Annotated in this window: 19 protein-coding genes; 7 read left to right on the top strand and 12 right to left on the bottom strand. The window is 35.0% G+C overall.

The genetic code is table 11. From position 1 onward, the window contains the following. Positions 1-10: 10 nt before the first annotated feature. From ACL9RH_RS06915 to ACL9RH_RS06860, 12 genes are all read right to left on the bottom strand, one after another. On the bottom strand, positions 11-469 hold the full coding sequence (locus tag ACL9RH_RS06915; protein WP_422692603.1) for a DUF2750 domain-containing protein: 459 nt from the start codon (positions 467-469) through the stop codon (positions 11-13). Positions 470-508: 39 nt separating this feature from the next. Beyond that, positions 509-1,156, bottom strand: coding sequence for a DUF4279 domain-containing protein (locus ACL9RH_RS06910; RefSeq protein WP_422692602.1), 648 nt, complete (start codon positions 1,154-1,156; stop codon positions 509-511). 39 nt (positions 1,157-1,195) lie between these two features. Further along, complete coding sequence (gene nudK / locus ACL9RH_RS06905; RefSeq protein WP_422692601.1) at positions 1,196-1,777, bottom strand: GDP-mannose pyrophosphatase NudK; 582 nt, start codon at positions 1,775-1,777, stop codon at positions 1,196-1,198. Beyond that, positions 1,770-2,123: a DUF4406 domain-containing protein gene (locus ACL9RH_RS06900; protein WP_422692600.1), complete on the bottom strand. Its 354-nt coding sequence runs from the start codon at positions 2,121-2,123 to the stop codon at positions 1,770-1,772. The genes nudK and ACL9RH_RS06900 overlap by 8 nt, the downstream gene beginning before the upstream one ends. A 53-nt stretch (positions 2,124-2,176) precedes the next feature. Next, positions 2,177-2,764: a Crp/Fnr family transcriptional regulator gene (locus tag ACL9RH_RS06895; RefSeq protein ID WP_422692599.1), complete on the bottom strand. Its 588-nt coding sequence runs from the start codon at positions 2,762-2,764 to the stop codon at positions 2,177-2,179. Positions 2,765-2,792: 28 nt separating this feature from the next. Continuing rightward, a complete protein-coding gene (locus ACL9RH_RS06890) occupies positions 2,793-3,698 on the bottom strand; it encodes a TIGR01777 family oxidoreductase (protein ID WP_422692598.1) in 906 nt (301 codons plus the stop codon). Between the two features lie 28 nt (positions 3,699-3,726). Then, positions 3,727-4,074 carry a hypothetical protein gene (locus ACL9RH_RS06885; RefSeq protein ID WP_422692660.1) on the bottom strand — a complete coding sequence of 116 codons (348 nt, stop codon included), beginning with the start codon at positions 4,072-4,074 and terminating at the stop codon, positions 3,727-3,729. 4 nt (positions 4,075-4,078) lie between these two features. Beyond that, the gene (locus tag ACL9RH_RS06880; protein WP_422692597.1) at positions 4,079-4,672 is read right to left on the bottom strand and encodes an HPP family protein; all 594 of its coding nucleotides are present in this window, start codon (positions 4,670-4,672) and stop codon (positions 4,079-4,081) included. Beyond that, positions 4,673-5,575, bottom strand: coding sequence for an arginase family protein (locus ACL9RH_RS06875; protein WP_422692596.1), 903 nt, complete (start codon positions 5,573-5,575; stop codon positions 4,673-4,675). 103 nt (positions 5,576-5,678) lie between these two features. After that, positions 5,679-6,404, bottom strand: a complete 726-nt coding sequence (locus ACL9RH_RS06870; protein ID WP_422692595.1) for a polysaccharide lyase family 7 protein — start codon at positions 6,402-6,404, stop codon at positions 5,679-5,681. 160 nt (positions 6,405-6,564) lie between these two features. Next, positions 6,565-7,731 (bottom strand): iron-containing alcohol dehydrogenase, encoded by a 1,167-nt coding sequence (locus ACL9RH_RS06865; RefSeq protein ID WP_422692594.1) that lies wholly within the window; start codon positions 7,729-7,731, stop codon positions 6,565-6,567. Between the two features lie 67 nt (positions 7,732-7,798). Beyond that, complete coding sequence (locus tag ACL9RH_RS06860) at positions 7,799-8,674, bottom strand: AraC family transcriptional regulator (RefSeq protein WP_422692593.1); 876 nt, start codon at positions 8,672-8,674, stop codon at positions 7,799-7,801. Between the two features lie 352 nt (positions 8,675-9,026). Between ACL9RH_RS06860 and ACL9RH_RS06855 the strand changes: the two genes are divergently transcribed. The 7 genes from ACL9RH_RS06855 to ACL9RH_RS06825 all read left to right on the top strand — a co-directional run bounded on the left by ACL9RH_RS06855 (position 9,027) and on the right by ACL9RH_RS06825 (position 14,974). Continuing rightward, positions 9,027-9,359 (top strand): single-stranded DNA-binding protein, encoded by a 333-nt coding sequence (locus tag ACL9RH_RS06855; protein WP_422692592.1) that lies wholly within the window; start codon positions 9,027-9,029, stop codon positions 9,357-9,359. Between the two features lie 14 nt (positions 9,360-9,373). Further along, positions 9,374-9,829, top strand: coding sequence for an HRDC domain-containing protein (locus ACL9RH_RS06850; protein ID WP_422692591.1), 456 nt, complete (start codon positions 9,374-9,376; stop codon positions 9,827-9,829). Positions 9,830-9,955: 126 nt separating this feature from the next. Continuing rightward, positions 9,956-11,305 (top strand): histidine--tRNA ligase, encoded by a 1,350-nt coding sequence (gene hisS, locus ACL9RH_RS06845; RefSeq protein ID WP_422692590.1) that lies wholly within the window; start codon positions 9,956-9,958, stop codon positions 11,303-11,305. A 194-nt stretch (positions 11,306-11,499) separates the two neighbouring features. Next, positions 11,500-12,360: a PH domain-containing protein gene (locus ACL9RH_RS06840; protein WP_422692589.1), complete on the top strand. Its 861-nt coding sequence runs from the start codon at positions 11,500-11,502 to the stop codon at positions 12,358-12,360. Positions 12,361-12,387: 27 nt separating this feature from the next. Then, positions 12,388-13,266, top strand: coding sequence for a PH domain-containing protein (locus ACL9RH_RS06835; RefSeq protein WP_422692588.1), 879 nt, complete (start codon positions 12,388-12,390; stop codon positions 13,264-13,266). Between the two features lie 53 nt (positions 13,267-13,319). Then, positions 13,320-14,117, top strand: coding sequence for a PH domain-containing protein (locus ACL9RH_RS06830; RefSeq protein WP_422692587.1), 798 nt, complete (start codon positions 13,320-13,322; stop codon positions 14,115-14,117). A 116-nt stretch (positions 14,118-14,233) separates the two neighbouring features. Then, a complete protein-coding gene (locus tag ACL9RH_RS06825) occupies positions 14,234-14,974 on the top strand; it encodes a hypothetical protein (protein WP_422692586.1) in 741 nt (246 codons plus the stop codon). Positions 14,975-14,989: the final 15 nt, after the last annotated feature.

Below are 14,989 nucleotides of genomic sequence, written 5' to 3'. Positions count from 1 at the left end.
CTGATGTATTTTAGTCTTCTAAGACTTCTTTTACCTGCTTTTCAAGATCGTCCATATTTTTGAACTTTCTCAATTCTAGAGTTTTTCCTGTATTTTTTAATTCTGTGATAATATCGAGAATAACTTCCAGAGGTTCTGCTTCGTATCCAAAAAGATTGCTGTCGAAATCAGCACCTACAATAAGCCCGTCACTGTTCATTCCCAGACACCAGTTTTCTACAAATTCAGCGAGAGGTACGGATGATACTTCGTAATGATTCCATTCCTGTTCTACACAGGATTTTGCTCTTGCGGCATCCGACCAGAAGCACAGGATTTGTGCAGGTTCGCCATCTTCATATTCTATTTCGTTGGAGTAGGAGGTGGCGTATCCTGTTTCATCTTTTAAAGCGAATAATGTTTGTATTTCACAGATTTGTTTTATAAAACTTTTATAACGGTTTTGAACGGTAATGTGGTCTTGAAGCATTGAATATCTAATTTTAAAATAATGTTTTGTGTTTTATGATCAGTTAATATACTGTTTTCCGGAGACGTAGAGATCAAAATCAATAGAAAGATTGAGTTCTGAAAGCTTTTTGATATGGTCTTTTGATAAGAATGGACTGCCAATCATTCCATTATCGTTATGAAAATCAATATGAACGTGAATGGTAGTTTTTGCAACTTCGGAGAGTTTTAGGATTCCGTTTTTATCTTTTTGAAGTTCAGAAAGAAGGAAATTTAGTTTTCGTTCAAAAGTATCAGGATTTTTATCAATTTCTATGATAATCCCACTGATATCATAACTTCCGGTTTTAATTTGTTTTTGTTCGCCTTTATTCCAGCTTTCCGTAGTTTGCAGTTGAATCATCTGCTCAAGTTCTGTACTGTTGATCTTGTCAGACGTTGCTTTGAAATAAACGGATACATTAGGTTCGGTAGAAATTCCTGTAATCTCTTTACTTTCTAAATTGATATAGAATGTAAGATAAAAAGGCTCATTCATAATGGGAATATAGGCTGCTATTTCCTTATCACTCTCTGTTATATTTCCAATAGAAATGTTATCATTCTGATATACTGGAGAATGTATTTCCAGTATCTGTTCGGTAAATCCCCAGTTTTTGTCGGTTAATTCGTGTTGAATGATTTCTGCAATTTCTTTCTTTGTCATTAGTTTTGGTGATCTCTGTTCTATGATCGCAGATATTGATTATAAAATTCCTTTTATTCTTAAGTGTTGTAGTAACATTATTGTTTTGGCATCCTTTATTTCTCCGGAATCGATCATGGCAAGGGTTTCTTCAAAAGATAATTCCAGAACTTCTATATTTTCGCCTTCTTCTTCCAATCCGCCCCCTTCATTAATTTTCATTTCAGCAGAATATTCGGCAACAAAAAAGTGGAGAATTTCTGTTACAGAACCGGGAGACATATAGGCTTCAAATATTTTCTGTACTTTGGAAATTTTGTACCCTGTTTCTTCTTCTGTTTCTCTTTTTATACAGTCTTCAGGATTATCATTATCCAGCAGTCCGGCACAGGCTTCAATCAGCATTCCTGTAGTATTTCCGTTGATGTAGGTAGGAAGACGGAACTGTCTTGTTAAAATGACGTTTTTTGTACTTGGATTATAAAGTAAGATTACGGCACCATTTCCGCGGTCATAAGCTTCTCTACTCTGAGTTTCCTCGGTACCGTCTTTTTTGTGAAGCGTAAAAGTAACTTTGTTTAACGTATACCAGTTGTCTGAGAGAATTTCTGTTTTCTGTATTGTAATGTCTGGGTTATGCATTGGGGATATCTTCTATGTTATAATAAATTTTAAGGCCTTTTTCTCTGGCAATTCTTACATCTTCATCGGCTCCTTTTGAGGCTCCTTCTATGCGAAGTATGGCGTCACATTTCTCGAGGAGACGGTGGGCTGCAGGGTATTGTATTTCCTGCCAAATTTCATCTCCCACTTTTGTAGAGCCAGCAAGATGCATGAGAGGCAGAGCCACCCATTCTCCGATAATAGGAATATGTCCTTTTTTGAAAATAGGCAGAGCCATGGCTTCAAGGTTGTCCAGGTTTTGCTGAATAAGTTTCGGATCATCATTCGTTCCGCTGCGGTAAGGACCTGCAATAAGTATAAGCATAATTTTTTTTGAGTAAAGTAAAAGAACTTATAAAATTAAAAAAATAATGTAGTTTAAGAGAAACTGTTTTTTTGTTTTCCGGTTTTAATAATGCTTAAAAACTCAGGAGTGATCCCAAGATATGAGGCAATTTGTTTTTGTTTAATACGTTTTACGGCTTCCGGATATTTGTTTATGAAATTGTAATAGCGTTCTTCTGCCGGAAGAGAAAGGTTCTCAATAGTACGAAGCTGCTCTCGGATGTAGGCATTTTGCATAATGATTCTGAAAAACCTTTCAAATTTAGGGACTTTAAGGTAAAGTTCTTCCAAATGGTCTTTAGATAACTGTAGAATAGAGCTATCTTCCAGTGCTTCAATGTTGAGCATGGCAGGTTTTTGATTGATAAAACAATACATATCAGTAATCCACCAATCCGAAACGGCAAACATAATGGTAGATTCTTTTCCCGAAGAATCCATGTAAAAAGCTCTAAGAATCCCTGACTGTACAAAATGAATGTAATTGCAGGTTTGCTGATGCTCTAAGATCAGTTCTTTTTTGATTACTTTTTTTTCCTTCAACAAAGAAAGAAAATAGGATTCTTCCTGACAATCCAGGGAAATATGTTTGGAAATATTTTTCAGAATAAGATCTTTCATAAAAAACGGCTGAAGAATTGATTGGGAATCATTTTTTTAATAAATCATTCAACGCAGGTTTCAACTCCGGGAACTTAAACTGAAATCCTGATTCCTGTACTTTTTTGCATGAAGCTCTTGAACCTTCCAATATAGCCGTTGCAAGTTCTCCGAACATCAGTTTTAGTATAAAAGCCGGAACGTTAGGCATAAATAGGGGCTTTTCCAGGACCTCAGCAATTGCTTTCGTCAGATCCTTATTGGTAATATGTTGTGGAGCTACTGCGTTGTAAGCACCGTCAATAGTCGTGTTTTTTAGGGCAAATTCGTAGAGTGAGCAGATATCCTCAATGTGAATCCAGGGCATATACTGTTTTCCGCTTCCCAAAGGAGATCCTATATAATATTTGATAGGAGGAATCATCTTTTTGAGTGCCCCATCTTTTTCAGAAAGAACGACTGCCGTTCGGATTTTTACCACTCTTTCTGCAAAACTTTCCTTTTTAAAATCATCAGCTGCTTTTTCCCACAATATAACAACTTCACTTAGAAAGTCATTTCCGGGAGGATCTGTTTCCGTATAGATTTTTTCAGTGGTTTTGGTACCGTAAAAGTTAATACCCGATGCTGAAATAAAGGATTTAAGCTTCACATTTTTGTTTTGTAAAGCGTTTTTTAGCAGAGATGCAGAACTAACTCTGCTCGAGATCAGTTCTTTTTTTCTTTCAGGAGTCCATCTTTTTTCAGAAATATTGGCCCCTGCAAGATGAATGATATGAGAAACATTTTCTACAGCATGTTCATCTATTATTCCATTGATAATGTCCCATTCGTACTCGTTAGCATGTTTTTTATGCCGGGTAAGAAATCTCAGGTCAAAATCTTTTTCGAGTTTTTTGGAAAGTTCATGGGCAATCATGCCACTGGCTCCGGTAATGAGAACTATTTCTTTCATAATAATATATTTAGTAGATGTATTGGGGCTATGCCTGATTTTTTACAATCAGCACAAAATCCTCTTCCAGAAGTTTATAGCCGTAATCATAAATAAATTTGTATTCTGAACCGTTTTTATAAACTTTTATATTGGTGAAATAATCAAAATCGAAGCCAAGACTTTCCAATTTGGCTCTGGTTGCTTTAGTTTTACCATCGGTATTGATTTCAACAAGGATACGATAATTTTTACGCAGCTTGTTGTTGATGTTCCGCATAAGATTGGTAGAATCTTTGTTCTGCTTATTGTTGTAGGCGTTGCGGCAGGCATCATTACAGAACTTTTTATCAGCCCTTCCGATTATTTTTTCGCCACATTCGAGGCAATTCATTATTTTATCATTTGGTGTGGTGTGTATGTCTTTTCTTTAATAACTTTTTGAACCTATTGTGAGAAGGATAGCTTCTGTTGGCAGTAATATTATTGAAAAATAAAGCGACAACAAGCAGAATAATACATCCTGAAAGAACAGGGGAAATAACGTACCAATATCCCAATTCCGGAATTTTCCCTGTAGAACTCACAGCAATCAATGCGGTGGCTCCTCCGGGCGGATGCAAAGTTTTGGTATACTGCATAAGGACAATAGAAAAAGCTACAGCCAATGGTGCAGAAAGCCATATGATATCCGGAACAATCTTGTACACGGTAACTCCTACAATAGCAGAGAGAACGTGCCCGCCTATAAGATTTCTGGGTTGTGCCAATGGACTTTGAATGGCTCCATAAATAAGGACACTGGACGCTCCAAAAGAACCGATCAGAAATATATTTTCTGTTTCTGCCAAAGAGTGAGACTGGATAAAGGCAATGAGCCCAATCCCGAAAAAAGCGCCTAAGAATGACCAGAAATGCTCTTTGTAATCAACAAGCGTTTCTTTATATATCACATATTTTGAGACTCTGAACGTTCTTTTTATAGCCTTCTTCATTTAATCTTCTTTATTTATTATTTGAATTATATTTTCTATGAAAATTTTGGTGTAGATCCCATCTTTATCATAATCCGGATCTAGGATGGTAATTTCTATCCCGAAGCATTGCTGATGGTGGATTAATGGGGTCAGTATTTCTTTCAAATCTGCATAGCCTATCCCATCTTCCATTCTGCAGTCGACAGCGGGCATAATTTCGTCTTTCAATATATCCACATCGAGATGAATCAAAAAACCATCGAGATTTTTTTTATGTACGATATGTAAGAAATCTTCGGCTGTTTTTTTAAAGCCATTCTTTCTTAGATTATGAATATCAAAGTAATGGACCTGAGAATTGATAATTTGGTTTACATAGTCTTCATCTTCTGTTTCAGCATTTCCACAACAGAAGATATTTTCTTCAGAGAAATAAGGTTTTAATCCGTTAATGTCGGTCAGTTTTTTGTGGCCGGTTCCGGAAACTATAGCAAGATCCATTCCTGCAGCTCCTCCTGTTTCAGAAAGTTCTGCCGGAATAAAGTCTGTATGGCCGTCAAGGTAAAAAAGGCCGTAAGTTCCAAGCTTTTTTAATGCTAAAGCATTGCCTATGAGAATACTGCAGTCCCCACCAAGAAAAATGTTGAACGAATTTTTATCGTAATGATTCAGGACTGTTTCAGATTGTTTCTTAGCATATTTGATAATTTCATTGGCATTTCGGACATTTGAATCTTCATCAAGATCCATAGAATATGCCGGAGCTTCCAGTCTAAAAATATGTGTAGGTTGAATTTTTTTATGAAAACTAAACTTTCTGAGCCAGTCCGGAAGCTTTTTAACTCCGGGTTCTGTCTCATGTATCTTTTTTACAAGCCCCAGATTGAGAGGAAACTCAAAAATTTTGATGTCCCTTTTCATACATGAATTTTCACAAATATACGGAATTATCCGTTTGTAAATGGATAATACTAGAGATATCCCCTGATAATTTCAGAATATAGCTGAAAAATAATCCGATAGTTTATTCTACAATTTTAATATGATAAATGGCCACTAAACCAGAAGTTACCGGAAGTTTATTATCCTGTAGGTAGTTTCCGGCTTTGAAATACACTGCTTCCGACTTCCAGCTGTCTCCCAATGTATAGGAAGTTGTTTTCTGATTGATCTTTACCTGTACATTTAAACCATCCTGTTGGATACTGTATTCAAAAATCTGACCCAGAGAAATATTTTTCAGAAGGGTGATACGTTCTTCTTTGCCATTAACTTCCTTTTTAAAACCGGCCTGAAGATCTCCATTATTCCACCACAGTTTTACGGCTTCTGTGCCTTTGGAACTTCCGTGAATTTGTCCAATGATAATTTTCCCGGAAGCTGGCTGCTGCAAAACAGACATTTTAACCTGTAAATTATGTTGGTTTTCAAAATGCCAATCATCTGCCTGACGCAATTCTGTTCTGGGATAATGAGATCCTTGGGTAGTAACTCCGTCCGAAGAACAATAAAAACGAATACTTTTATCCTCTTTAGAATAATAAAAATTGGGCGACGAAAACTGGGCTATTTCCGGACCTTTAATGATGGTAATAGAATTATTTTTCGGAATGGGAAGCTGAAGGTTAAAGCCCGTCAGATCAAACTGGGTTTGAGGAGCGGCGGTATAACTGCTTTTTTGTGCATGAAAAAGAATAGGGCATAATACAAGTAATCCATATTTAGCTGAGGCTGAAAATAGGTTTTTCATAGCAGGTTGGTTTGGGTTGAAAAATAGATACTAATTTATGTATTTTACCTGATAGAGATTGCACGTTATGCATCTTTTTTTTATGTTATGAATGTAAAATAAAACCAGAAAGTCAATCTGACTTTCTGGTTCTCTTTAGTGCTGAAATTTAAATATCAAATTATCCAGTAACTAATTCCTCGGAATAAACCAATCCTTCATAGCAGGCATTATAAATTGCTTTCAATTCATCTAAAGAAGGAACTCTAGGATTGAAACCTGTACAAGGATCCACTAATGCATTGTTGGCGATATAATCAAGGTTTTTGTCCCAATCTTCTCTTGAAATTCCAAATTCTTTTATTGCAGACTGATTGTTGACCTCGGAACGCAAGGTTTCAATGGCCTGAGCAAGATCTTCTGCTGTTTCTTTACCGATTACTTTAGCGAGATCAGGAAAACGTTCTGTTGCCTGAGCATTGTAACGGATAACATTCGGAAGGAAAATAGCATTGGATGCTCCATGAGGAATTCCATACAAAGCTCCCACCTGGTGAGATAATGAGTGTACAATTCCCAACCACGCATTGTTGAATGCCAGACCGGCCATAAAAGAGGCATCATGCATATTCTGACGGGCTATAATATTATTCGGGTTTTCAACCGCTTCTTTTAAATTATTAAAAACGATCTCTAGACCACCTTTTGAAAGTGCATCGGCAATATTGTTGTCAATATTCGAAACATACGCTTCCACACAGTGAGTTAAAGCATCAAGACCTGTATTTGAAGTAACATGAGCAGGCATTGAAGCACAGATTTCGCCATCCACAATGGCAATATCCGGAGTCAATTCATAAGAAACGATAGGATATTTTACTCCTTTTTCTCTGTCAGTAATAACGGCTAGACCTGTTGTTTCAGTTCCTGTTCCGCTGGTAGAAGGAATAGCTATAAACTTTGCTTTATTTCTTAAAATCGGAACAGTGAAAGGTTTGATCATGGCATCAAAATCTGCATCCGGATATTCATAAAATACCCACATGATTTTTGCTGCATCAATGGCAGAACAACCTCCTAAACCTATAATCCAGTCCGGTTCAAATGTTTTCATAACCTCAGTTCCTTTCATACATGTTGCAGACGATGGGTCTTCTTCTACACCTTCGAAAATCTGAGTTTCTATTCCGGCCTCTGTAAGATAAGCAATAGCTTTGTCCAAAGTGCCACTCTTTCTCATCGAGCCTCCTCCTGTTACGATTACTGCTTTTTTACCTTTAATATTTGCCAGTTCTGAAAGGCTTCCCGCACCGTGAAAAACTTCCCCAGCAATAAATAATTTGCTCATTTTTTGACTAAATTTTTAATGAGACAAAATTAGATCTGCCAAAACAGACGATGCTATACAAACAAGATTATGTGTTATACATTTGCGCCAATTCTTGCTGGAGTTCTGTTGGAGTTTCTTTCAGTTTTGCTTTTACAAACTTGTTGAGAGCAGAAGGAGAATTGAATCCCAAGTCAAAGGCAATTTCCTTATGAGAAAGATCTGAAAACATCAATTGTCGCTTTATTTCAATTAAAATTCTGTTATGGATAGCCTGAATCGCCGTTTCTCCACAATGTTTTTTGGTAATTGAGTTTAATTTTTTAGGAGTAATTGCCAGTTCATCGGCATAATACTGAACAGTTCTGTGTTGTTTATAGTGCTCGTTCAATAACTTTTTGAACCGTACATAAACAGGTTTGTCAGCTGTTTCTTTATGTAAAACAGGGTGTAAGCCATGGATTGACTCAATTAAGCCCAACAGAAATATTTTAATCTGAAATCTTGCCTGTTCTTTTTTTATAAGACTAGGGTTTTGATAAATTCCTTGAATGATGGAAATCGTATATAAGCTTTGCTGAAACTCTTGCTGAGATAAAATAGTACAGTGAAGCTGTGTGGAAAGGTTAACGTTATAAGTACTCAGCTCATTCTTTAAAATATCTGAACAAAACAGTATTTCTTCAAACAAAATAATTTTCCCTTTCAGGTCATTACTGATGTCAGAAATAAAATGTACCTGCTCAGGAAATACTACAGAGATTTTTCCGGGTTTCAAAAAGTGAATTTTGTCCTCAATATGAAGTTGTAGTGTTCCACTTTCAATAATAATGATCATAAAATGGTCTTTTTTATGAGGTTTAAAATATTCCTTTAAATATTCTTCTGTTAAATCAAAAGCCCTAAACGAAAGATTTTTGTCTTCTTCCTTTTGAATATTCTTTTTAATCTCAAGCTTCTTCATGTTTTTCATTTCTTTATATCGACCAAAATTTTTTATGATGTCTATTTTTAGAAAAATAGGATACAAAAATAATTAATTTTTATCCTAAAAGTAAAGAAACTGTGAATTCTATATTTTGTTTATGCAATAAGATATTAATCATAATTACGAACTTGATCTATTCTTTTATTCTGATGAATTCGTTTTTGAGATCATTTTTTACTATTTAATATCCGACTATAAACGACTACAAACGAATTTAAATAGTTTATTACCGACTAAAGCTTCTCAGGTAATGAATCTTTGTAACAGAGATTTGAGAAAGCAGTGAACGTCTCTTATCTATATTATTAATATTTAAAATCTAAAAGTTATGTCACTAAGAAACAAGGTAACCCTAATTGGTTACACAGGTAAAGAAGTTGAAATGTTAAATTTCGAAAATGGAAACCTTAAAGCAAGTGTATCATTAGCAACAAGCGATCATTACACCAATGCTAGAGGTGAAAAAGTAGAAGAAACACAATGGCACAATCTGATTGCCTTCGGGAAAACTGCAGAGATTTTTGAGAAATACGTTCCCAAAGGAAAAGAAATTGCCATAGAAGGAAAGCTTACCTACAGATCATATGATGATAAAGAGGGAGTGAAGCGCTATATTACAGAAATACGGGTTGATGAAATCCTTTTACTGGGAGGAAAATAATTCTAAAAACACAAATGATGAAAGTAAAAGTTTTTAAAATAAGACTTCCTGAAGAATTCTTATACAGAGATCAGAAAATGCTGGATGATTTTCTGGAAGCCAACGAAATTATGAAAGTAGAAACAGCTTTTGTAAACGAAGAAAAGTATTGGTCTGTTATTCTGTATTTTGAAGAACAGAGAATTGTGAAAAATACAGTGAAAGAACCAAAAGCTGTAAAATATTCCGCAGAAAATGATTCTTTAAGCTACGATGAAGAGCAGATCCTGAATGCTTTGAAGCTATGGAGGTCGGAAAAGGCCAAAGAACAGAACTTACCCACTTACTTTATTGCAAGCAACAAAGAGCTGATGTCTGTTGCCAAATACAAACCTGCTAAGAAAGAAGAATTGCTTGAGATTAAAGGATTTGGAAAACATAAGATTGAAAATTATGGTGAAGAAATTCTGGAAATACTGGAGAATGTCTGATTTTTCGAATAATTAAATGATCAAAAAACATCAAAAGCTGAAGAAGATTATAGCTTCAGCTTTTTATGCTGTGTGAAATTCCATTCAATTCCGTACTTTTGCATCTATCAAAATGACATACAAGAAATGAAGCCAAGTTTAGCAAAAGGAACGAGAGATTTTACGGCACAGGAAGTTTCCAGAAGAAAATATATCATTACTATTTTACAGAATAATTTTGAGTTATTTGGATTTCAGCCTTTGGAAACCCCAAGCTTTGAAAATCTTTCCACGTTGACAGGAAAATACGGAGAAGAAGGAGACCGTTTGATTTTTAAGATTTTAAATTCTGGAGATTATACCTCAAAAGTAAATACTGAAGATTGGGAAAATAAAAGCCATCAAAAACTTACTTCACAAATTTCAGATAAAGCCCTTCGTTATGACCTTACTGTACCTTTTGCAAGATTTGTAGCAATGAATCATGGGAAACTGACATTTCCATTCAAACGTTATCAGATACAGCCGGTTTGGAGAGCAGACAGACCTCAGAAAGGAAGATTCAGAGAGTTTTACCAGTGTGATGCAGATGTTGTAGGAAGCGAAAGCTTATTACAGGAAGTAGAACTGGTTCAGCTATATCTAAAATCATTTTCAGATCTGAAAGTTCCTGTAACCATTCATATGAACAACCGAAAAATTCTTTTCGGATTAGCTGAGTATGCAGGAATCACAGATAAACTGATTGACTTTACTGTAGCTTTAGATAAACTTGACAAAATTGGAAAAGACGGAGTTGTTAAAGAATTGTTGGAAAGAGAAATCTCTCAGGAATCTATTGATAAATTGGACTTCCTTTTCGAACAGTCTGACGATGCACTAGAAAACCTTCTTCAGTTGAAAGAAAAATTTGCAGGCAATGAAATTGGTCTGAAAGGAGTAGAAGAACTGGAATTTGTTCTTACACAATCTTTGAATCTTGGGGTTGATATGCAGAATTTAGTTTTCAATATTACCTTAGCGAGAGGACTTGACTATTATACTGGAGCCATCTTTGAGGTAAAAGCTGATGAAGTGGCGATGGGTTCTATCGGAGGAGGAGGTAGATATGATAACCTGACCGAAGTTTTTGGAGTAAAAAATATCCCGGGAATCGGAATTTCATTCGGGCTAGACAGAATCTATCTTGTAATGGAAGAGTTGAATCTTTTCCCTGAAGAAGCTTCTGCTAAAATAGAATATCTTTTTGCCAATTTCGGAGGAGAAGGAATAACAGAAGCTTTAAAGTTGATCATGCAACTAAGAGCAAAAGGTGTTTCTGCAGAATTATATCCCGAAAACTCAAAGATCAACAAACAGTTTACCTACGCAGAAAAGAAAGGTATTAAGAATCTTGTTTTTCTGGGTGAGGAAGAAATAAAAAATAATACAGTTACTTATAAAGATCTTGAAGCTGGAGAACAAAAAACTGTTTCTTTAGAAGAATTTTTAGGGTAATACCATTTTACATACATTAAAAATAAATCAACCACAAAAGTAATTTTTGTGGTTGATTTATTTGGAGGATGATAAGATTTAAATATTTTTGAAGTCTACATTCGATTTAGAATTTGTAATTTGGAGTCGATGTTATAAAACAGGGAAGTATTTCTTCTCTAAAATCAATAAAAACTTTTAAACATAAAAACCAAATGAATACTATTTGTGCATTATGCGGAAGCGCTCTCACGTCTACAGATATGTTGGTAGGGAAAAATAAATTGGCAGATGGCGGATATTTGTGTACGGGTTGTTTTACCAAAGCGGTCAATATTAACAGGGATTTTCTTCATACGTTGGATCAGTTTTACTTTGCAGAAATTACAGGAATGTTTCTGAAAAGTAAAATTGACGCAGGCCAAACTCAAAATGATTCTTTCTATACAGGAAACACCTATCAATACGATGCTCCAACAAGACTGGATGAAATCAAAGATCAGATTGTAGCCCTTAAGGCGAGACTCAGTGTGCTTGCCAATGAAGAAGTAAAGGAACTTGCCAATATTTTGGATAGAGATGAGAAACTTTATGCGATTGCAGAAGGAATAGATCTTCAGACTAAAAGAGAAGGAATTATTTTTTCAACCCAAAAGAGGCTTGCTTTTATTGATAAGAAATTTCTGGGCGGAGTTGTAAAGAATGAATTCTCTCTTCAGAGCATTTCTTCTATTGATCATATTGAAAATCTTTTGTACTCCATATTGAAAATCAATACCAATCGGGGAACCGCAGAATTTAAGCTGCACACTAAAAATGATGCAAGAGCTTTCACAAATATTCTTAATCGAAATTACAGTGATGCTGTAAGACCTTCCAGTCAGGATTCCAGACCGTTGCAGGCATTTACTCAAGTAATTCCGGACTTTGCTCAGGAAAACGTTTTCAATACAGGAAATGAAGACTCTTCAGCGATTTTTGAACAGCTGGAAAAACTTGGTAAACTAAAAGAAATGGGCATTCTGACAGACACAGAATTTTCCGAACAAAAGAAAAAGCTTCTGGAAAAACTTTAAAAAAATAAAACCAACACAAAATTAAAAATGAACACAGATTGTGCTCTATGTGGATTACCATTAACGTCAATGGACACGCTGTTAGGAGAAAACAAACTCTCTGATGGAGGGGTCTTGTGCAATAAATGTCTTAATAAAGCAACTAATATTGATAAAGATTTGGTATCAGATCTTGCCAGCTATAGTCTGCTACAGATAAGAGATATTGTATTACACGGCAGTATAGAAGAAGAGGAACCTGTAGAAACGGATATTCCGAATCTTAGAGTGGCTACAGAAGTCTCTCAACCTATTCAAACGGGTTATACTACAGAAACGCCCAATAGACTGGACGAGATTAAAGGACAAATTGCTTCATTGAATGCCAACCTCAGTATTTTTGTAAACAGTGAGGTGAAAGAGCTGGTGAATGTGCTTGAAAAAGATGAAAAAATTATTGCCATTGCTGAAGGAAAATATTTATATAACAATCTTGAGGGAATTTTAGTTTCTACGCAGAACAGAATTGTTTTTGTAGACAAAAAATTTTTTGGTGGCGTCTCCGAAAATGAATTTCCACACTATAAAATCACTTCTATGCAACATAGTAATGGGATGCTTTCTTCTGAGTTAAAGCTTTTTACAGATGGTCCAAAAGCTGAGTTCAAACTGTACAATAGAAATGCAGCGAAAACTTTTTATGATGCCATACAGGCCAATATATACAGTTCACAGAATCAAGAGAGAGTAGAAAAGGAGATTTCGCAGGTAAAAGATATTGAAAAGCCACAACAAACCCCAGTTAAAAAAGAAGATCCATCAGTTATTTTTGATAAGCTTGAAAAATTAGGCAAACTAAGAGAAAGCGGTATTCTGACAGATGAAGAATTTACAGAACAGAAAAAAAAGCTGCTGGATAAATTATAATATTAGAAAAGATGAATAATAATTGTTCGTTATGTAATACGGAATTAAACTCTATGGATACCCTTTTGGGAGCAAATAAGCTGTCAGATGAGAGTATCTTATGTAATAAATGTTTAGACAAAATAAGCCATATCAATCAGGAATTGCTGTATAATCTTAATAATTTCAGTATTGATGATATCCACCATCTTTTAGAAAATGGAAAAACGGAACCGGAGCAAAAGCTGGTAAAAGTAGAGCAGAATCTTCCTGTTTCTGTAAACTATGAATCAAGGAATATTTCGAATGAAGCTTATAAAATCAGAAAAAGAAAAATAAAATACGAATTGGAAAAGCTGAATACCAATCTTTCAGTCTTTACCAAAGGAGAGATCAAAGAACTTCCTTATTTAATTTCTGAAGATGAAAAAATTCTTGCGATCACAGACGCTCAGTTTATTAATACTTTAGATGCTGGAGTACTTGTTGCAACTCCTTTAAGAATGCTTTCTGTATCAAAGTCAATGTTTGGTTCTGCAAAAATCAATACATATCCTAATGAAACAATCAAATCGGTAAGTTTTGTGACAGATCCCAGGTCTCCGATTATTAAGCTGCATCTGGATGAAAGAGTAGTAGAGTTTGAATGTTATAGGGATAAGGAAGATGCAGAAAAATTTTACGATATCATAAAAGTAATCTATAATGCTCCTATCACTCAGACTCAGCAGGAAGGTACTGAGGTAAAAGGAAAAACCTCAGAAGATATTTTTGAACAGCTTGAACAATTGGGAAGACTAAGAGAAAATGGCATTTTAACAGATGCTGAATTTGGAGAACAGAAAAAGAAACTGTTGGAACAGTTGGGATAGAATAATTTTTTTATGAGTATCAGTTAGGAATGATATACAAGACCGATGAATAAAACAATTCAGTTGAAAAACCATAGGTGAATTTTTGAAATAAACGTAAAAAACCATACATCATTATGATAAAAGAAATAATTTTTAGAGCATTCAATTGGAGGTGGTATTTCACTTCCTTTATTGCATTATTTTTTGGCTTTTTCTGCTGGTTGCTTATCCTTATTTTGCCAATCAGTAGTTTTACATGGAATTTTTTCTCAATTCTTCCATTTTTAATCATTGCTTTGGGCTTTATACTGGGGATTTCCAGACTTTTTCAGAAAGATGAATTTAAAAATGGTATTTTACAGTGTATTTTCAGTGTGGTTGTATTCTTTATAGTCGGTGCTATATTTGCTTATTGCCCGCCAAAAAGTCCCTATAAGCCTTATAACAACGATATCAAGAATCCTGGTAATGCCAAATTTTCAATGCCTTTAAAAATATACCCGAATCGTGATAAGCAGTTGGTTCAAGTTACCCAGCCGGATATACTTTTGTATGATTATTTACAGCCTGGTTCTTATAAATATGATGTTTTCCTTAACAAAATAGAAAAAGGGAAAGTCTATTTAAAAGTGTATGATTTTAATACCAATAGAATTCTTTCCGAAGAGGAAATAAAGAGACAATCCATAAGGGAAGTCTTCAATCCTAATGATGAACTGAGAGAATTTTCAAGTGATAAGAAAGACTTTACGGTGAAAGAAGGAAGTTGGGGAGATTATTACGGAAGTCGTGTTGAGGTTTGGTTTCAACCCGATGACTCAACCCTGCCCGAAAGGAAACTAATGACCAAAAACTATATTATTCAAGGAGATTAAACTATTTAAACACCA

The organism is Chryseobacterium sp. Mn2064 (assembly GCF_049319685.1).
Taxonomy (GTDB): domain Bacteria; phylum Bacteroidota; class Bacteroidia; order Flavobacteriales; family Weeksellaceae; genus Chryseobacterium.
Note: the sequence above shows the minus strand (reverse complement) of the source record. Positions and strands in the feature narration are given on the sequence as shown.